Origin of the sequence: Pedobacter gandavensis, assembly GCF_032678745.1 — a bacterium.
GTDB classification, from domain to species: domain Bacteria; phylum Bacteroidota; class Bacteroidia; order Sphingobacteriales; family Sphingobacteriaceae; genus Pedobacter; species Pedobacter gandavensis_C.
Genome location: NZ_JAVTST010000007.1, coordinates 153,534 through 173,617, shown reverse-complemented (window position 1 = coordinate 173,617; position 20,084 = coordinate 153,534). Strand labels below are relative to the sequence as shown.

14 protein-coding genes are annotated in these 20,084 nt (G+C 41.1%); 9 read left to right on the top strand and 5 right to left on the bottom strand.

Translation table 11 applies throughout. The annotated features are described in order from the left end of the window. Positions 1–7 precede the first annotated feature (7 nt). The 4 genes from R2S10_RS20120 to R2S10_RS20105 all read left to right on the top strand — a co-directional run bounded on the left by R2S10_RS20120 (position 8) and on the right by R2S10_RS20105 (position 4,268). Positions 8–1,003 (top strand): PorP/SprF family type IX secretion system membrane protein, encoded by a 996-nt coding sequence (locus tag R2S10_RS20120; protein ID WP_316842210.1) that lies wholly within the window; start codon positions 8–10, stop codon positions 1,001–1,003. A 12-nt stretch (positions 1,004–1,015) separates the two neighbouring features. After that, positions 1,016–3,016 carry an OmpA family protein gene (locus R2S10_RS20115; protein WP_316842209.1) on the top strand — a complete coding sequence of 667 codons (2,001 nt, stop codon included), beginning with the start codon at positions 1,016–1,018 and terminating at the stop codon, positions 3,014–3,016. A 154-nt stretch (positions 3,017–3,170) separates the two neighbouring features. Next, positions 3,171–3,362: a hypothetical protein gene (locus tag R2S10_RS20110; RefSeq protein ID WP_316842208.1), complete on the top strand. Its 192-nt coding sequence runs from the start codon at positions 3,171–3,173 to the stop codon at positions 3,360–3,362. A gap of 390 nt (positions 3,363–3,752) precedes the next feature. Beyond that, positions 3,753–4,268: a GAF domain-containing protein gene (locus tag R2S10_RS20105; RefSeq protein ID WP_316842207.1), complete on the top strand. Its 516-nt coding sequence runs from the start codon at positions 3,753–3,755 to the stop codon at positions 4,266–4,268. 24 nt (positions 4,269–4,292) lie between these two features. Here R2S10_RS20105 and R2S10_RS20100 read toward each other — a convergent pair whose 3' ends face one another. From R2S10_RS20100 to R2S10_RS20085, 4 genes are read right to left on the bottom strand one after another with little or no spacing between them, the layout of a single operon-like run. Next, positions 4,293–5,147, bottom strand: a complete 855-nt coding sequence (locus R2S10_RS20100; protein WP_316842206.1) for an N-acetylglucosamine kinase — start codon at positions 5,145–5,147, stop codon at positions 4,293–4,295. 18 nt (positions 5,148–5,165) lie between these two features. Beyond that, entirely contained in the window at positions 5,166–6,506 is a 1,341-nt protein-coding gene (locus R2S10_RS20095; protein WP_316842205.1) for a TolC family protein, read from the bottom strand. Then, the gene (locus R2S10_RS20090; RefSeq protein WP_316842204.1) at positions 6,493–9,624 is read right to left on the bottom strand and encodes an efflux RND transporter permease subunit; all 3,132 of its coding nucleotides are present in this window, start codon (positions 9,622–9,624) and stop codon (positions 6,493–6,495) included. Before R2S10_RS20090 ends, R2S10_RS20095 begins: the two co-directional genes overlap by 14 nt. 9 nt (positions 9,625–9,633) lie before the next feature. Then, positions 9,634–10,710 carry an efflux RND transporter periplasmic adaptor subunit gene (locus R2S10_RS20085; protein ID WP_316842203.1) on the bottom strand — a complete coding sequence of 359 codons (1,077 nt, stop codon included), beginning with the start codon at positions 10,708–10,710 and terminating at the stop codon, positions 9,634–9,636. A 270-nt stretch (positions 10,711–10,980) separates the two neighbouring features. On the opposite strand from R2S10_RS20085, the gene R2S10_RS20080 reads away from it, so the two are divergent. After that, positions 10,981–12,768, top strand: coding sequence for a M61 family metallopeptidase (locus R2S10_RS20080; protein ID WP_316842202.1), 1,788 nt, complete (start codon positions 10,981–10,983; stop codon positions 12,766–12,768). A 101-nt stretch (positions 12,769–12,869) separates the two neighbouring features. On the opposite strand, the gene R2S10_RS20075 is transcribed toward R2S10_RS20080, so the two are convergent. Beyond that, positions 12,870–13,349, bottom strand: a complete 480-nt coding sequence (locus R2S10_RS20075) for a hypothetical protein (RefSeq protein ID WP_316842201.1) — start codon at positions 13,347–13,349, stop codon at positions 12,870–12,872. Between the two features lie 426 nt (positions 13,350–13,775). Here R2S10_RS20075 and R2S10_RS20070 point away from each other — a divergent pair, with 426 nt between their 5' ends. The 4 genes from R2S10_RS20070 (at position 13,776) to R2S10_RS20055 (ending at position 19,909) form a co-directional block, all read left to right on the top strand. Continuing rightward, positions 13,776–15,548 (top strand): long-chain fatty acid--CoA ligase, encoded by a 1,773-nt coding sequence (locus R2S10_RS20070; protein ID WP_316842200.1) that lies wholly within the window; start codon positions 13,776–13,778, stop codon positions 15,546–15,548. Beyond that, entirely contained in the window at positions 15,526–17,244 is a 1,719-nt protein-coding gene (gene ggt / locus R2S10_RS20065) for a gamma-glutamyltransferase (protein ID WP_316842199.1), read from the top strand. The genes R2S10_RS20070 and ggt overlap by 23 nt, the downstream gene beginning before the upstream one ends. Positions 17,245–17,367: 123 nt before the next feature. Further along, positions 17,368–18,681, top strand: coding sequence for an OmpA family protein (locus R2S10_RS20060; protein WP_316842198.1), 1,314 nt, complete (start codon positions 17,368–17,370; stop codon positions 18,679–18,681). A gap of 391 nt (positions 18,682–19,072) precedes the next feature. After that, positions 19,073–19,909 carry a DUF6266 family protein gene (locus tag R2S10_RS20055; RefSeq protein WP_316842197.1) on the top strand — a complete coding sequence of 279 codons (837 nt, stop codon included), beginning with the start codon at positions 19,073–19,075 and terminating at the stop codon, positions 19,907–19,909. The last annotated feature ends 175 nt before the right edge of the window (positions 19,910–20,084 follow it).

The following is a 20,084-nucleotide window of genomic DNA, read 5'->3' as shown; positions in this document are numbered from 1 at the left end:
ATTTGTTATGAAGAACCTAATTAGAATTATTATAGTAAGCGCGTTTTTAAATTTAGGAGCGGAAAGGGTTATCGCACAGATAGATCCTCACTTCTCACAATATTATGCTCATCCGTTATGGCTAAACCCTGCCTTAACGGGGGTAACTGATGGAGATTATAGAGTGTCTATTAATGCAAAGCAACAATGGGGGTCGATTTCTAATTCGTTTTTAACCGGGGGCGCGTCATTTGATATGGCCCCCGTTAAAAATCTTGCCTTTGGGGCGATGGTGTTAAACCAGAATGCCGGAGACATAGGTTACAACAACCTGTCTGCCCTGGTTTCGGCCGCTTACCGTATTCACTTCGGACAAACCGGATTGAATATGATCAACTTTGGTGTACAGGCAGGGGTGCTGAACAAAAGTTTTGATGCCTCCAAGATTACACTCGGAAGTCAGTTTAATCCGGTAACGGGTTATGATCCCAGTTTTGGAATCAATGAAAATTATGCTGCTACCAACTCCCTAGTTCCGGATGTGAATGTTGGGCTGATGTATTTTGATGGAAATCCAGACCAAAGGGTCAACGTATTTGGTGGAGCTATGGCGGCCCACATCACCAGACCTGTCGATAAGTTTCTGGGAGCAGATGTCAAGATGCCAATCCGGTATGCAGTGCATGGCGGTGCAAGGCTAAGGGTAACCGATATGTTGGACATCACACCGAATGCTTTATACATGAAACAAGGAACTGCCCGAGAAACTTCTGTTGGTGCTTATGCCAAGGTGATGCTGAACACAGAGGCCGACCTGATGTTTGGTACAAACTATAGGGTAGACGATGCAGCAATCGCTTTCTTCGGCCTGAATATTAAAAATATGGTATTTGGACTGAGTTATGATTTCAATACCTCAAACCTTAACAAAGCCACCCGAAGTCAGGGAGGATTGGAACTGTCGGTCTCCTTTACCAGGAGAAAAGGAATTGTTGGTCCTAACTTCTTTTGTCCAAGATTATAACCCCTACGTATCATGAAACTTAGATTATTACTCGTATTTATGCTGCTTGGCAGTATTGCTTCTGCTCAGTTTGTAACCAATAGTAAAAGGGCTGCAGATGTTTATTTTCAAAATAAAGAATATTATGCGGCTGCAGAATATTATAAAAAAGCGCTGCAAATTTCTTCTGATACCGCCGGATTTATAGTGCCCTATGGCTTTGAAAGTAAAATCAAGCAGGAAAGCCCGAAAAAAGAAGATTACGAATATTCTGTGTATCAACTGGCGGAATCTTTAAGGCAATATAAAAATTATAGAGATGCTGAAAAATGGTATGCCATTGCCAGTTCTTTCAGTAGCCCTAAATATAACCTGGCTGGTTTCTGGTACGGAGTGACCTTAAGGGCCAACCAGAATTATGAAGAAGCAATTGCCGCTTTTAAAGCTTTTCAAAAGAAATATAAAGGAAATGATGAATACCTGGAAAGGGCGAAAACAGGGATCGCTTCCTGTGAGTTTGCTTTATATGAAGTTCGACATCCAAGGTTGTATTCCCTAACCCGGTTGAACAACGATATCAATCAGGCAGGCTCCAATTATGCACCTTTAATGAGGGCTAGTACTTTATATTTCACCTCTTCCAGACCAATTGGCAGCGAAGGGAAAAATGTGATCTTATCCGATGATAAAAGTAATGCAAGGGTAACGAGGAAGCAAAGCCCTTATGTCAATACCATTTATGAAGCGATAGGGAATCCATTAAAGGAAAAGATCAGCATCAGCAAAATACCTATCAGCATGAAAGGGAAAGAAATGGCCGCAGCGGCATTTCTTCCAAATGGAAAAGCGATGTATATGACTGTTTGGAGCGCTCGGGATACGAGGAAAATCTACCAGAGTAGTCGCAATCCTTCCGGTAACCCTGATTGGGCTGATCCGGTAGAGCTTGGTGGAAATGTGAACGTTAATGGATTCAATGCCATGCAGCCTTTTGTAAGTAGAAATGGAAAATACCTGCTCTTTTCTTCGGATCGTCCAGGGGGATTCGGGAAATATGATTTATGGTATTGCGCCATTCGTCAGGACGGCTCTCTTGGTCAGGCCATCAATATGGGCAATGTCATTAATACAGCAGGTGATGAAGAAGCCCCATATTACAATGTTAAAACGAAAAAATTGCTGTTCAGTAGTAATGGGAAAGTAGGACTCGGTGGATTTGACTTCTATGAAAGTGAAGGAGATTTCGACAGCTGGTCGGACCCGCGTAATCTTGGTTATCCTTTCAATTCCTCAAAAGACGACCTTTATTTTACACCAACAGATGAGGAAGATATAACCGGTTATATCAGCTCGGATAGGGAGTCTTTATGCTGCCTGGAGATCTTTCAGCTAAAAAGGGAATTCCTCCATGTAAGAGGGCAGGTCTTCGATTGTAAAACCGGAAAACCATTGGAAAATGCGGTGGTAACGGTGTCGGATTCCTTGCAGCAGTTTAAGTATACTACTGCTGCGGATGGAAAGTATAGCTTTAAACTGAATTCCAATCGCCAGCTCCATATTAGTGCAGAGAAAGCGAAATACTTTACAAAGAAGCTGTCTTATACCTATGACCAACTTGCTCAAAAAGATACCTTGATCACTGAAGAAGTCTGCCTTGTGCCGATTGGCCCAGGGCCGATTGTTTTAAAGGATGTGCTTTATGAATTTGATAAAGCTGACCTGACAGAAGACTCTAAAGTGAAAATGGATGTCTTGTACCATATCATGGTGGACAATCCATCGATCGAAATCGAATTGGGCGCCCATACAGATAGTAAGGGAACTGCTGAATACAATCTTGATCTTAGTAATCGAAGGGCTAAATCCTGTGTGGATTACCTGGTCAGTAAAGGGATTGATGCCAATCGTATGACAAGTAAAGGGTATGGTATGAGTGTCCCTATTGCTCCAAATAAACTACAAAATGGGAAAGATAACCCAGCAGGAAGGGCATTAAACAGACGGACTGAATTTAAAGTGACAAACAATAATTAGTAAAACAAATTAAAGGTTAAATTCTCAGATTAACCCAGCTTTATGAAGCCCCGAGAGATTGGGTTTCTTAAATCTGGGTTTTCCTGTGCTTGGGCATAAGATATTTTTTATTGATAATGAATAACTATACAAATTTCTATCCTTAGATTTGTGCATGAATTACCCTGAAAGTCATATACAAATGGTTGCCGATACCCTACTTCCCGGCTTTTTACCCAAAGATCCTAATGAAACCACCCTGGTTTTTCACTTCACTTTACCCCCAAATGAGAGCTATAAGGTAGAATACCTGAAATCTGCTAAAAATGTATGGGAATTTAGCAAATTTGAAAAAGTAAGTCGTTAAAAAGTTACAATTATTTTTTTTCAAGAAAAGTCAAGAATTTGCTTACTTTTGGTTGATATTCAGTCTGATAGCTAATTTGGTGTGAGGGCACCTCTATTTAATATGGGATTAGAAAACATTTTATAAATACTATAGCGTAGTTAAATAGGCTGTAAAATCATCAAATTGAGTAATATTTGCCCATTTTATGTTGGGTATACTATGGTCTTTTTTTGAATTGGCGGGATATGAAAAATAGCCAGTTCAGCCCGGTTCGGCGTAAATAAATGCGTCAGGATAGGATGGAGAATGATTAATTTCTAATATGCTTTTCTTCCTGTGTACCATAGAGATACACTATACCCAGGGGTATGGTAATTGTTAAAGGGTATATAACTAGATCTTAAAAAATTGGAAAATAATACAGAGTGTGTCTTGGTTTCAACAGATGAAGAGGCACGATTGGAGAACTTAAAGAAATACAAGATTCTATACACCAAAACTGAACCTATATTTGATCAGTTGGCAGCCATCACGGCAACGATGATGAAAACGCCTATTGCCATGATTAATTTTGTGGATAAAGATGTCGTTTGGACAAAAGCAGATCAGCATGGGCAAAGTGGACAGGAGTTAGAGCGGAACCAGAGTTTATGCTCACTTGCGATCTTAAACGAAAGTGTTACGGTATTTGAAGATTTAATCCAGAATCCGGCGATGTTGTCTAATCCGCTATTTGTAGGTGAGTCCGGATTTCGCTTTTATGCTGCGGCAGCCATTACCACTAATGAAGGATTTAGAGTAGGGGCAGTTTGTATCGTTGATAAAAAGCCCCGTGTATTTGGCGAAGAAGACCGTAAAAAGTTGGAGAAGTTGGCGCTCATGGTCAGATTAGAGATGAACAAAAGAATCGGAATTGCATTGTAATTCTAACCTTCTTCTGTTTTTTTGCTAAATGGTAATGCCTTCTTTTCGCAGGATATAGTTATAAATTCCGGTGATTGGTTTCTGATAGATCTTACCTACACGAACGTGGTTCTTTAAACAGATTTCCCGAAGAATGTCCTGATAATAAAAGGCAATAGAGCCTACAAAATGGCAATCTAGGTTTTTATAGTTGTTATATTCTTTAATGTTACTGTCTACAAATTCCTGAAAACCATCTCTTAAAATCTGGAGGATGTAAGGATGATCGGTATGATCGGCCATAAAACGGCTGATTGAAGCAAGGTAGGTATTTGGTGAGGGCTTTTGATACAAGTTGGTAACCACTGTTTCTTTGTCAATTGGATAGGCCTTAGCGAATGCAGCACGTAAGTCTGCCGGCATCGTTTCGTAAAGGTATCCAGTGATCATCTTGCGGCCGAAAAAGGTGCCTGAACCTTCATCACCCAATACATATCCCAGTCCATGGCGGCCACTATGTACCGTTGCCCCATCATAATAAGAGATATTGGAACCAGTACCTAAAATGCAGGTTAGGCCTTCCTGATCTCCACAGGTTGCATACGCAGAACCGATCAAATCATGCTCTACAGAAACATAAGCCTGTGTAAAAAAAGAAGAAATCCCATTAGAGATCACTTCTACTTTATCTGGTGAAGAGCAGCCTGCACCAAAAAAGTAAATTTCCTTGACTTGATCTGCATAAGCGGCAATTTCTTTCTTTTTGGAAAAAAGTTTAAAAATGTCCTGTGCATTCAAGAAATAAGGATTAATCCCTTGTGTGCTAAAGCTAATGGTTTCTTCTGGGGTATATCCCATCCAATCAGTTTTAGAAGAACCGCTGTCTGCTACTAGTATCATTCGCTAAAAATAACAATCTTATTGAATATTTAACGTTCCACTGATTTCTTTTAGGCTAATTTCTGTCAGTTTTGCCTGATATTGGGCATCCAGATATCGGGTAATGGCGGTTACGGAGTTTCTTTGGGCCTCTCTAAGTTCCAATGGAGCTATGCTTCCCAGACGGTATTTTTCCAGGGTAATGTCCAGATTTTGCTTGGCAATATCCAGGTTATGCTGTTCTACCTTTAAAAGGTCCAGGTTGGTTTGATAATTCTGGAAAGCGGAAAGCAACTGTGCGTTCAGGTCCAGCCTTGTTTTTTCCAGGTTAAGCTCCGAAGAGTTGACTTCTATTTTCGCATTTCGCTCATTCTGACGTTGTAAAAATCCATTGAATAGATTCAGACTGGCGGTTACGCCATAAGTAAAACCGCGGGCGCGGAACTTCTGGTTAAATCCCGTCGGGCTCGTGCTATTAGAAAATTCATAGCCACTGTTTAATCCAACAGTAGGGTAGCGTTGTCCTTTTACCTGTTTTAAATTTAACTCCGCAATCTTCTTATTGATAAATGCAGATTGTAAAGTTGGACTGAGCTGTTCGGTTAAACTGGATAGCGTTTCGTAATTCAGGTCATTTGCGATATTAATCGTTTCATCCACTTCAAAGACCAGGTTAAGATCCCTGGCCATCACTTGATTTAAGTTGACAATGCTATTTCTTAACAGGTTTTTCTGTTGCAGGTAAGCGGAAGTATCCGCATTATAATCTACGGTTGCTGAAAGGACATCTAGTTTAGATCCCCTCCCAATGGCCAGTTTATTTTGCGCAATGGTTAATCGCATTTTAGAAATGTCGAGGGTAGTATCTGCGGCCATCACCAATTGCTGTTGTCTGGCAATGGCATAATAACCACTGATCACATCGGCAACCGTGGTTAGGATGGTTCCTTTCGCATTTACCTCTCCTAATTTCTGTAGTTCTTTCAGTCGGTCATAATTGGCAAACATCTGGAAGCCATCAAAAATAGTCCAGCCTAAGGAAGCACCATAATTTTGATTGGTACTTCTTACACCATCAGATTTTTTTTCTACGCCGGTAGCTGCGGTTTGTACGGTATTTTGTTTGCTGCCACCCTTGCTATAATCTGCGGTTAGCTGTGGCAACATCCCGGCATTTCCAGGATTCACATTGTTTTTCGCAATGCGGATATCATTGTTCACGAGTTTGATGTCGTAATTGTTCTTCAATGCAGTGCTGATGGCTTCCTCCAGACTCAGTTTTTGCTGTGCAAAACCAGTAGTACTGCCAATTAGCAATAAGGCAATGGGGAACAATAGGTTCCTGAATTTTAGGAACTGATAGTGTTTAAACTGGTTCATGGTTTTTGGCGTGTTTTTCTAACTCTTCTTCTGCCAATGCGGCTTTCAATGAAAGGTCTAATTCTGTATTTGCTTTATGTTCTTTTGACCAGTACGAATAAATGGCCGGGATCACGAATAAGGTCAGGATCAGGGCAAATAAAGTTCCTCCAACGATGACAATACCCATACCCATTCTGCTTTTTGCTGCGGCTCCTAAAGCCATTGCAATAGGCAATGCACCAATAGCAATGGCCAAACTGGTCATTAAAATTGGTCTTAATCTTGAAACGGATGCTTCGCGGATGGCATCATGCACACTCTTGCCATTCTCTTTAAGCTGATTGGCAAATTCTACGATTAGGATCCCGTTCTTGGTTACCAGTCCGATGAGCATAATCGTTCCAATCTGACTAAAGATATTCCAGCTTTGGCCGAATAGCCATAGCGATAAAAATGCACCGGCAACGGCCAGTGGAACTGTCAAAATGATGATGATCGGATCCACGAAACTTTCAAATTGTGCCGAAAGAATCAGGTAAACCAATAGCAGGGCTAAACCAAAGGCAAACATGGTATTGGAAGAACTCTCCTGGAAATCTCTGGATTCTCCACCTAAGTCCGTAGAAAAAGATTCGTCGAGGATTTTTTCAGAAATCCGGTCCATTGCAGCAATACCTTCACCGATACTTTTACCTGGAGCAAGGCCTGCTGAAACAGTTGCGGAAATAAAACGGTTGTTTCTATACAATTGCGGCGGACTACTTTTTTCATTTGCCGTCACCAGGTTGTCAATCTGGATCAGTTCTCCTTTGTCATTTCGCACATAAACAGAACTCAGGTCTAAAGGATCTTTACGGTCGTCCATTTCAAACTGCCCGATCACCTGGTACTGCTTGCCATTCATAAAGAAATAAGAGAAGCGTTGTCCACTTAACCCTAGTTGTAAGGCAAGGCCGATATCAGAAACAGATACGCCCAGGTTCTTCGCCTTATCGCGGTCGATGGTTAAATCGATTTCCGGTTTGTTAAATTTAAGGTCTACATCTGAAGTGGTAAAGGTTGGATCTTTAGCTACTTCATCCATAAACAAAGGCACTTTTTCGCGTAACTTCTCGAAGTTCTGTGCCTGAATGATATAATTGACTGGCAAGCCACCCCGGCGACCTACAGAGATCGTAGGCTGTTGCGTGACCACGACTTTCCCTTCGGTGTATCCTCTGGTGATTTTAGTCAGCTTTGCCGCAATCTGATCCTGGGTCATTGTACGATCTCCCGGATCGCTTAAGCCCATCCGGATAAAGCCACTATTGGTCGCTCCTCCTCCAAATCCAGGAGAAGTGATGGTTATATTTACCTTTTTTTCCGGAATAGAGTCCTGGATCATTTGCGCAATTTTCATCATGAAGCGATCCGTGTATTCAAAAGAAGAGCCTTCTGGTGTGGTTACCCTCATATTGATGGCACTTCTATCGTCATAAGGAGCAGTTTCTTTTGGTAAAAGTTGCCAGAAAAGCCCAATGATCGCCACGCAGACTACAATAATGGGGATGGCCATCCATTTTTTATTCAGGAACTTATTCAGGTTTTCCGCATAAGTTTCATTTAACCTCACAAAGTAAGGTTCGGTCATGTCATAGAATTTGGATTTTTTATGCCCTGTTTTTTTCATCAGGTAGGCATTTAGCATCGGTGTTAAGGTTAAGGATACGAATGCTGAGATGAGGACTGCAGCACCAATCACAATCCCGAACTCCCGGAAGAGCCGTCCCACAAATCCTTCCATAAAGATCACCGGTAAGAATACTGCAGCCAGAGTTACAGAGATCGAAATCACGGCAAAGAAAATCTCATTGGAACCTTTAATTGCGGCTTCGAAAGGAGAATATCCTTCCTCCACCTTTTTGAAAATATTTTCTGTCACCACAATCCCGTCATCTACCACCAGCCCTGTAGCCAGTACAATCGCCAGTAGCGACAATACGTTGATAGAGAAACCGAAAATATACATGATAAAGAAGGTGAAAACCAGTGATACCGGAATGTCAATTAAAGGACGGATGGCAATGGCCCAATCCCTGAAAAACAGGTAAATGATCAGGATCACCAATACCAGCGATAGCATAATAGTTTCCGCAACTTCCGTTACCGACATCTTGATGAATTTGGTATTGTCTAAAGAGATATTCAGTTTAATATCTTCAGGAATATCTTTCTTTAACTGCTCAAATCTTTTGTCAAATTCTTTGGATATCTCCAGGTAATTGGCACCTGGTTGAGGGATTAGACCAACAGCAACCATTGGTTTTCCTGACTCTCTCAAAATTGTTTCTTCGTTTTCAGAACCCAATGCTGCATATCCTACATCCTTTAAGCGAACCACCTGATCGCCGTCATTTTTCAGAATCAGGTTGTTAAATTCTTCTTCATTGGTCAGTTTACCCAATGTCTTTACAATCAATTCGGTATTGGCACCGGTAATTTTTCCGGAAGGAAGCTCTACGTTTTCATTGTTGAGGGCGGTTACTATATCTTGTGTGGTTAAGCCATAAGCAGCCAGCTTGTCTGGAGCAATCCGGATGCGCATCGCGTATTTCCGTTGTCCCTGGATCTGAACGCTACTTACTCCGGTAATGGTCTGCAAGCGATCGGCAATTACGTTTTCCGCATAATCACTCAGCTCCATTACATTCCGTTTGTCACTCTGAATGGTCATGGTAATAATGGCATCAGAATTGGCATCAGCCTTACTCACTACCGGATTTCCATCAATGTCTTTCGGTAAACTTCTTGCCGCCTGAGAAACTTTATCCCTTACGTCATTTGCCGCATCATCAATGTCTTTATTTAGGTTAAACTCTATCGTGATGTTACTGCTTCCCTGATTACTGGAAGAGGAAATATTCCTGATCCCATCGATACCATTGATGGATTTCTCCAGCGGTTCTGTGATCTGTGATTCAATAATGTCTGAGTTGGCTCCAGGATAGGAGGTTCGCACAGAAACCACGGTTGGATCAATGTTCGGGTATTCCCGGACACCAAGAAAATTATAACCGATTAATCCAAAAACGAGGATCATCAAGTTCATTACGATGGCCAGAACTGGCCTTTTTATACTGGTGGTTGAAATGCTCATAAATAAAACTTAATTTTTAACCACTGTTACTTTTACAGGAGCGTCCTGCTTTAAGGCCATTGCACCAGTTGTCAGCACAGTATCACCCACACTTAATCCTGAAGTGATCACAATATGTTCAGCAGTACGGGTACCTGCTTCTACAGGCACTTGTTGTGCTTTCCCATTTTTACTGATGAATACTGTTTTTCCTTTTAGCACTGGTATGATGGCTTCATTAGGAATCAGGATCGCATCTTTTGTAGTAGTCAGGGCCATTTTAATTTTCGCAAAAGAACCCGGACGAAGCTCCTGATCCGGATTAGGAACCAATGCTTTAATCTGTAATGTTCTGGTTGCAGTATTGATGCCTGGTTCTATGGCAAATACCTTTCCTGTAAATGTTTTTGCATAACCATCAGTAGTAAAGGAGATTTCTGCACCTGATTTAATTTGGCCGATGTATTTTTCCGGAACTGAAAAACTCAGTTTTAAAGGGTTGATGCTGGATAAATTGGCGATCACCATCGTAGGAGTTAAATACACACCCTCAGAAATGGAGCGTAAACCAATTTTTCCTGTAAATGGAGCGTATATAGCAGTTTTGGCTAATTGTGCCCTCACCAGCTGCACCTGTGCTTTTAGTGATTGCAAGTTGGCAAGAGAAGTATCATACTCTTCCTGACTGATGGCTCCTTTATCTAATAATTGTCTGGATCTGCTTTCATTGGTGGCACTCAATCTTTCTTTGGTGAGTGCATCCTGTAATTGCGCTTGTATATCGCGGTCGTTGATTTTCACTAATAAACTACCCTTCGTTACATTAGAACCTTCTTTGAAATTAATCTTAGTCACCAGGCCAGATACCTCCGCACGCAGGTCTACTGTTTCATTGGCTTCCAATGTTCCGGTAATGTCCAGATTGCTGCTGAAATCACTGGTACTAACCACCACTCCATTCACCTGTAATCCTTTCGCCGGACCACCTTTGCCTTTCGACATTCCAGGGCCATCACCGGCTATTTTTTTATTTGCAGAGATCCGATAGTAAACTAAATAGGCGATGCCTAGAGCGATGAGGGTATAGATAATGTACCTTAGTTTCATATTTTTGTGGTGAATAGGATAATATAACAAGCAAAAATATTTATTTAAACCGCCCCTAATAGCTTGTATTAAGTATGTTACAGCTTAATTACCATTTTAAAGGCAAGCGAAAAGGATAAATTATAAATTTGCGAAACTGTATGACCTTGAAAAAGACAGATGGTTTAGCGCAGTTTAAGGAGTTTAATATAATAATTGTGTGACAAAAGAAAATGAACGCTTTCTTAAGAGCGTTGCAGGGGAATATTAAAATAAGCAGGAAACAATTCAATGAAAAAAACATTAACAGGATTAGTAATATTACTATCACTAGGTATGACCGCAAAATCGCAGGTAAAAGTAGGCTTCGAAGTCAGCTTTATCGAACCACAAGCACATTATGTAGAAATGGAAATGAACATTTCCGGATTAACCAAAGATTATGTGGATGTGAAGATGCCAACATGGGCACCAGGCTCTTACCTGATTCGCGAATTTGAGAAAAGTGTAGAGGATTTCACAGCTACCGCGAATGGTAAACCTGCGAAATTTGAGAAAGTAAAAAAGAACGCCTGGAGAGTATATTCGGCGAAAGCAAAAGACATTAAGATTAAATACAGAGTGTATGCCTTTGAAGTTTCTGTGCGTACCTCTTTCATCGACGACCGTCATGCTTTCTTATCCAGCACTGGAATTTTCATGTATCCTGAGGGGATGTTGAACTTGCCAAGCACGGTGAAAGTTATTCCTTTTAAAGGATGGAACCAGGTGTCTACAGGTTTGGAGCCAGTAAAAGGACAGGCATTCACATATAGAGCAGCAGATTTTGATATCTTATTTGATAGCCCGATAGAAGTAGGAAATCAGGATATTTTTGATTTCGAAGCTTCAGGTGTGAAACATACTGTAGCGATGTTTGGTGGTGGGAACTACGATAAAGAGCGCTTAAAAGTAGATATGGCGAAAATTGTAGAGCAGGGAACAGCGATTTTTGGTGAAAACCCAAACAAGCATTATACTTTTATTGTACACAACTTTGAAAGAGGTGGTGGCGGTTTAGAGCATCTGAACTCTACGGTTCTTGGTGCTTCCCGCAATGCGTACAACACAAAAGACGGATACTTAGGTTTCATGAACCTTGTTGCGCATGAGTATTACCATTTATGGAATGTAAAAAGAATGCGTCCGATTGCATTAGGCCCATTCGATTACGACAATGAAAACTATACGACCAACCTATGGGTTTCTGAAGGATTCACTTCTTACTATGAGAATAAACTGGTATTGCGTGCAGGTTTCGTAGATCAGCAGGCTTTTGTAGAAGGATTGGTGACTGCCGTAGCGAATGTATCAAATACGCCGGGTGCGAAAGTACAATCTGCAGCAGAATCTAGTTATGATGCCTGGATTAAAGGATACAGACCAAATGAAAACTCTAACAACACCGGTGTTTCTTATTACAGTAAAGGTGAAGTAGTAGGTCTTTTAATGGATATCGAAATTGCAAATGCAACGAAAGGAAAGAAAAGTCTGGACGATGTAATGAAAGCGATGTACTTGCAAGGTAAAAAGTTGAACAGAGGATATACTGATGCTGAATTTAAGGCGATGGTAGAAAAAATCTCTGGGAAGAACTTTACTGATTTCTGGGCTAAATATGTGACGGGTACACATCCTTTAGAGTATGATAAATACTTGGGTTATGCAGGTATCAAGATCAAAAATGAAAATGAAGGAAAGCAAGTTCCTTATATCGGTGTAGCCTCAAAGAAAACAGAAGGTAGAATCTACATCTCTGCAGTATCGAGAAATTCTGCGGCATGGGTAGATGGCCTGAATGTAAATGATGAGGTGATCAGCGTAAACGGAATTCCAGTTGAAGCAGCCCTGGAGCGTATGCCTATAATTGCAGGTAGCAAAGTAGGTGAGGTGATCACTGTAAAAGTAAAAAGAGATGGTTTGGAGAGAGACTTTAAAGTTACCTTAAAAGCGAATCCAAATATAAAACTAAGTGCAGAGATTGATCCGAATGCTTCAGCAACAGCAGTTGCTGTGCGTAAAGGATGGATGGGCATTTAATAAAAATATCAGTAACAAAGAAAAGGGTTCATCTGCAAGTATACTTGCAGATGAACCCTTTTCTTTTAATTCGTTTTTTCTAAGCTCGAAGCCCGGTTAAATTAGAAAGTGAAACGTAGAGATAGTCCAACACCTGAAGCATCAAAATCAGTCTCAGGAACCAATCCGATAGCTGGTTTCCAGTCTAACGAAAGGTTAATTGGCGCATCAGCAAATTTGTAATCCAAACCTAAAACACCATCTAAACCTAAGTAAAGATCACTTTCATTATGTGGTTTGTATTTCACAGATCCTACAGTACCACCCACACCATAATACCAGTTTAAACCGGCAGCATTGCTGATTGGGTTGTAGATTTCGTATAATCCCGTTACACGGAAATAACTGTAGTTACCGCTTGATCTAAAGTTGGCAATTATATCTACCATTTTGTTATCGCCTAATGTAGTTTTGAAAGTTATACCATTCGCAGCACCAAAACGTCCACCAATAGCATTCTTGTAACTTTGAGCCTTTGAAGTAGATTGGAATGCAAATGTAGTAATCAGGGATAAGCAAATAATAGTTAGTAATTTCTTCATAATTGTGTTTTTATTTAATTTTTATAGCTAATTCCATCCTTTACAACTATTGTGCCGTTAAGTCATTTCAAAGTATTTTTATTGTAATATTATTACCGAACCGGGCTTTCTTTTTGTTTTTAAGCGGGTACCACGTACTTCCCGAGCTAATGTTGCCCGGATCGAAAAGAGAATGACGCAGGTCATTTTCGAATGATTATTTTTTCTTAAGGAGTCTGTTTATTTCCTAATCTTAGCAGCAGCGTACTGGAATTTAGATAGAATTTTTGCTGAAATACCCCTTTATTTTAGAAAACTAGCTCACAGAATGTTCTCCTGATTATTCTTGGGAAAAGAAAACATACCATTATAATAATTGGTTTTAATAGCACATATAATTTGTTAGATTTGAGAAAGACCAGGTAAGAATCATAAAAATAACCGTATATGGCTGTCAATATCACACGCGTATTTGATTTACTTCAATACAATTTAGAGAATTTTCCCAAAGAGGAGTTTATCAGTGGTAAGGTTAAAGGGGAGTGGAAGAAGTATAGTACCCAACATTTTTGTGAAACCGTTGATGCCCTCAGCAGAGGCTTGGTGGGCATAGGTGTAAAAAAAGGTTCCAGGGTAGCGGTCATGTCTGCTAACCGACCAGAATGGAACATTACAGATTTCGCCATTGTACAGCTAGGCGCTTATCAGGTTCCTTTATATCCGACACTCGCGGAGCATGATATCAAATTTATTCTTGAAAATGCGGAAGTGACCATTGTTTTTGTAGCTGATGAGCTGATCTATGCAAAAGTGAAACTGGCTATTGCGGAATTGCAGCATGAGGTGAAAGTTTATAGCTTCAATCCTGTAGAGGGCGTACCTTCCTGGGAAGAGCTGATCAATGCAGGAAAAGCCGATGCTTCATTGGATCTGCAGGTATACCGCAATGAGGTTAGTGCTGAAGATATTCTAACCTTAATTTATACTTCCGGTACTACAGGCACTCCAAAAGGAGTGATGCTGACTCATGATAACCTGGTGAAGAATTTTGAAAAATCGTCGGTACTGGTTCCTCCCGGACTGAACAAGGCACTGAGCTTTTTACCATTGTCGCATATTTTTGAACGCATGATTGTTTACCTGCATATGTATAAAGGCGCGGCCATTTATTATGCAGAAAGCATGGAAACTATTGTGGCTGATATACAGTTTGTAAAACCAAATGCCTTCTCTACCGTTCCGCGTCTGCTGGAAAAGGTCTATGATAAAATCATGGAAAAGGGAAAGGCCTTATCCGGAATCAAGAAAGCCATCTTCTTCTGGGCCATTTCGGTTGCAGAAAAGTTTGAATTTGATAAAGGTACTTTTTATAATTTCCAACTGGGCATTGCCAGAAAGCTGGTCTTTAAGAAGTGGCAGGAAGCCCTGGGTGGAGAGATTGTGGTGATTGTTTCTGGAGGAGCAGCATTAAACCCGCGTTTATGCAGGATCTTCTGGGCGGCAGGAATGCCGGTGATGGAAGGGTATGGCTTAACGGAAACTTCTCCAGTGATTACTGTGAATTATATCGGGGCTACGAGATTTGGAACTGTTGGTCCTCCAATTGATGGCGTAGAAGTTAAAATCGCGCCGGATGGCGAGGTATTGGCACGTGGACATAACATCATGAAAGGTTATTATAACCGTGAAGACCTGACCGCTGAGTCGATTGATCAGGATGGCTGGTTCCATACCGGAGATATTGGTGAGTTAGTGGAAGGCAGGTTCTTAAAGATCACCGACCGTAAGAAAGAGATTTTCAAAACCGCAGGCGGTAAATATGTAGCGCCACAAATGCTGGAAAATAAACTGAAAGAATCCCCATTGGTAGAGCAGGTGATGGTACTCGGTGAAAACAGAAAGTTTCCATCGGCATTAATTATCCCTACTTTTGCTGCGCTAAAAGCCTGGTGTGAGAAAAAGGGAATTCCTTATACCACGAATGAGTTGATGATCAAAGATCCACAGGTCTTGAAAAAGTTTGATGAGATCGTCGCTTTCAGTTCCAGAGATTTTGGCAAATGGGAACAGGTGAAACGCATTGCATTGCTCTCTAAAGAATGGAGCATCGAAGGCGGTGAACTGACCCCAAAACTAAGCTTAAAAAGAAAGGTCATTCTGGAAAAGAATGTACTGATCATAGAGAAAATTTACACAGATGCAGCGGATTATAAAGGCTAGGTTATTTTTAAAGATTAATGGATTTGTACTGATCACAGGTTTACTGTTATCAGGATGTGCGGGTAGGCCGATTGGGAACAATAACACTGCGGATTACCGCAATGGAATGGTGGTTTCAGCGAACCCCTTTGCTTCAAAAGTAGGATTAGACATCCTGAAAAAAGGAGGGAATGCGGTGGATGCGGCAGTAGCGGTACAGTTTGCGCTGGCCGTCGTATACCCAAATGCGGGAAATATTGGCGGTGGCGGCTTTATGGTGTATCGCTCCGCAACCGGAGTCACAAATACCCTTGATTTTAGAGAGAAAGCTGGAGCCGCGGCATCCCGAGATATGTACCTCGATGCAGCTGGAGCACCGATTGTAGACAAAAGCTTATATGGACAACTGGCAGCAGGTGTTCCGGGCTCGGTAGCGGGAATGGTAGCTGCTCATGCAAAATATGGCAAACTACCATGGGCAACTTTATTGGAACCTGCCATTTTGTTGGCCAGAAATGGTTTTCCATTAAGTACTCAGCAAGCGGGCGAACTTAACAATCTCCGCGAGAAACTGCTGCAATTAAACCCAGACGGAACTGCCTTGCTAAAAGATGGTACCTGGGCAGCCACAGAATTATTGAAACAGGAAGAACTGGCCACTACACTGGAGCTGATCCGCGATCAGGGGAGAGCCGGTTTTTATGAAGGCAGGGTTGCCGATCAAATCATTCAGGAAATGAAACGCGGTGGTGGTATCCTTACTAAAACAGACTTACAACAATACCAGGCGGTTTGGCGTGAAGCCATTACCGGAGCCTATAAAGGATATCGGATCATTACGATGCCTCCACCATCAAGCGGTGGAATTGCATTGATCCAATTGCTAAAATCTGTGGAACCTTATCCCTTGAGAAGATGGGGTTTCCAGCAGGACTCTACAGTGCAGTTAATGGTAGAAGCGGAACGTAGGGTATATGCGGATCGTGCTACACACCTTGGAGACCCGGACTTCTACGATGTTCCGGCAAAGGCATTGATGGAAGATCAATATACTAAGGATCGGATGAAAAATTTCGACTGGTCTAAGGCTACGCCGAGTTCAGTAGTTAAAGCCGGAAAAGTAAATGCTAAGGAGCATGAGGAGACGACGCATTTTTCTATTGTCGACAAAGCTGGGAATGCGGTATCTGTGACCACCACATTAAACGGTTCTTATGGAGCAGTCGTAGCAGTTAAAGGTGCTGGATTTCTCCTGAATAATGAAATGGACGATTTTTCTGTGAAACCCGGTGCAGCAAATATGTACGGGCTGGTTGGTGGCGAAGCCAATTCAATCGCTCCAGGAAAAAGAATGCTGAGTTCTATGACGCCTACGATCCTGGAAAAAGATGGGAAGCTGTTTATGGTAGTTGGCACACCAGGTGGATCTACCATTATAACGTCTGTTTTTCAGACCATTCTAAATGTGATCGAATTCGATCATAATATGCAGCAGGCAGTGTCTGCGAAACGATTTCACCACCAATGGCTTCCTGATGTCATCTATACAGAAACAGGAGCCATAGATTCCCTTACCCGCGTTAAACTGGAAGTTAAAGGCTATATCATTGCACCAAGAGGTCCGATGGGTAGAGTAGATGCCATCCTGAAAACAAAACAAGGTGGCTATCAGGGTGCTGCAGATCCACGTGGCGACGATCAATGGCTAGGTTGGTAGCTGTCTAAAATTCTGCACACTTAAAACCAAATTACAGTCGTTTAAAGCAGTTTTAATAATTGGCCTGAGTATTGAAATGAGTTCAATGATTAAACATTGTAATTATTATTCAATACTTATCTTATGAAACAAAATTTATTTAAAACCCTGCCTGTAGCTCTTGCTGCGCTCCTAATCGGAGGTTCTGTTCAGGCACAGGATCAAGCAGGTGCAAACTCCAATCAGTTGACTACCTGGTCGATTGGCCTTAATGCTGGGGTTTTAACTCCATTATCTCCACTGGGCGGGAAAAATGATTTCTCGAATTCTAAGTCTAGCCTTGGTTATGGATTATACATTAAGAAACAAATTACACCTTACTTCTCCCTTCGTTTAGACGGAGTTAGAGGTAAACTAAAAGGTGATAACTCTGAAAACTGGAAAAGTGGTGCTCCAAATACCAGCCCTGTAAATGCTTTTGAAACTGACCTGAGCTATTCAGGAAGTTTAAACGCAGTAGTGAACTTATTTAACATCAATATGTTCAATGCCAACAGTGCAGTACAATTGTACGCTTCTGCGGGTGCTGGTTTAGCGGGATACAAGGTGCAAACTTCTGCTACCGCTGGTGGTCCATTAGTTGATTATGCTGGTGATAAAACAATTTCTGAATTGATTATTCCTGTAGGATTAGGTGCTAAATTCAAATTAGCTGAACGTGTAAACTTAGATTTAGGTTGGACAGTTAATTTTGTGGATGGCGATAACCTGGATGGTTTTGCCCGTGGAAATAACGATAAATATAACTACGGTTATGCAGGTTTAGAATTTGCTTTAGGTAAAGGATCTAAACAATTGGCTTGGCATAACCCGGTAGCTTTAACTTACGAAGAAGCATTGTCGGCTAAACAAACAGCAAATGCATTGAAAGCTGAAAATGATAAATTGAGAGCTGACATGAATGACCTGTTAAAAGATAGTGACGGTGATGGTGTTGCTGATAAATTGGATAAATGTCCAGGTACGCCTGCAGGTGTTGTTGTTGATGGTGCTGGTTGTGCTTTAAAAATCCCGGTTCCTGTAATTCAAGAGAAAGTAATCATTACTGAAGCTGACCGTAAGGTGGTAGAAGAGGCGATTAAAAACTTAGAATTTGACCTGGGAAAAGCAACCATCCGTGCTAAATCTTATCCTACTTTAGACCGTGTTGCGGCATTATTAGTAGAGAAAAACTTTAGCCTTAAATTAGGTGGTCATACTGATAACACTGGATCTATGGCTTTAAACATGCGTTTATCGAAAGACAGAGCAGAATCAGTAAAAGCTTATTTAGTAGCACAAGGTGCTAACCCTTCACGTATTGAAGCGGTAGGTTATGGTCCAAACCAACCAATTGCAACTAATAAAACTGCAGCTGGTCGTCAATTGAACAGAAGAGTAGAGTTTACACTTTACTAGATCTTATTCATAAAATCGATTAGAAACCCGCCTTACGAAAGTAAGGCGGGTTTTTTTGTATCCTGGTCATCAGGGATTGCTGTGCCAGAAGCCGGACATTTATCTACTACTCTTCCTTGTTATTGCAGTCAGCTTTCTAAAATGCCAATTCCGGAAAGCGGTCAAATAGCTGCCCTAATGAACTGCTCGAATCGCGGTCTTTTTGGGAATTTTACTTGAAGGTTGCTAGGGCTATGCTTGCTAAAATGACCTTGAAACCCAGCCATAGTCGGGTATTTGCTTATTAAAATGTTACTAATATTTTTAGTGTCATAGTCCTGTTTGTGTTAAATAATTAGTTGTTTATCAGTACCTTGGTTTTAGTCAATTCAGACGATTTAACTTTTTAACCATGGCAATATGCAATGTAGGCCCATACGGGCACCCTTCCGGCAAAATAGGAAGCTTAGTTTTTTATATACTCAACGGACAACCGGTATGCCGGACTATCGGTAAACCAGGAAAACCAAGTATTAAACAACTTGCTAATCAACAGGCGATGTCTGTGACGATGGAATTGGTGAAGCCAATGGCTGATTTTATCAATGTCAGCTTTAAGCTGGAAGCAGAAGGGACGGTCAAAAATCCACACAATCTGGCCACTTCGTATATCAAGAAACAGGCTTTAATTGGTCAATATCCAGATATTAAGGTCGATTACAGCAAAGTTGTTCTCAGTCAGGGAAGCCTGGAAATGGCAAAGGATTTGAAAATTACTAAAGGTAAGGAGGGCTTGAATTTAAGTTGGAATTCCGATATGGAGGAAAATGCGGCAGCTGATGATATCCTGATGGTATTGGTTAGTCATCCGACAAAAAAGCGGGCAAGTAGCTATTTGAATGCCGCCAGAAGATCTGATGGAAACTGTTTTCTACCGCTGGATAAAGAGTGGATGATCAACCAGCAGATGGAAATCTATGTATGCCTGAAATCCTCCAATGAAAAATCAATCTCTGATAGTGTCTACGTAGGAAACCTGAATGGAGCCCCTGAAAGCGAATCGGAAAAAGCAGAAAAAGCACATTTTATGGCCACAAAAGCCCGTTTTGATGTGGTTGAAGCCGATTATCATAAAAAAAGACTGGAGCTTGCGGAGGGACTCATTGAATCCAGGGCTTTCCGACACTTGCAGAAAGAATATCGTGTTTTAAGAGATAAACTGGACTTTCTTCCAGGAAAACCTTCCTGATGTACTAGCTTTTCTATTGCCTTAGTGCAATGTGAATGTTCTTATACCTAAAAAGCGATGCTTCGGCATAGTTAATGGCTTTGCTATGCGCAGTATTTTTAATTCCAACTTGTCTGGATAAGAATAGTGTCCATTAGCCTGATTTTCTGCGAGATAAAATAAAATAATATTTTTT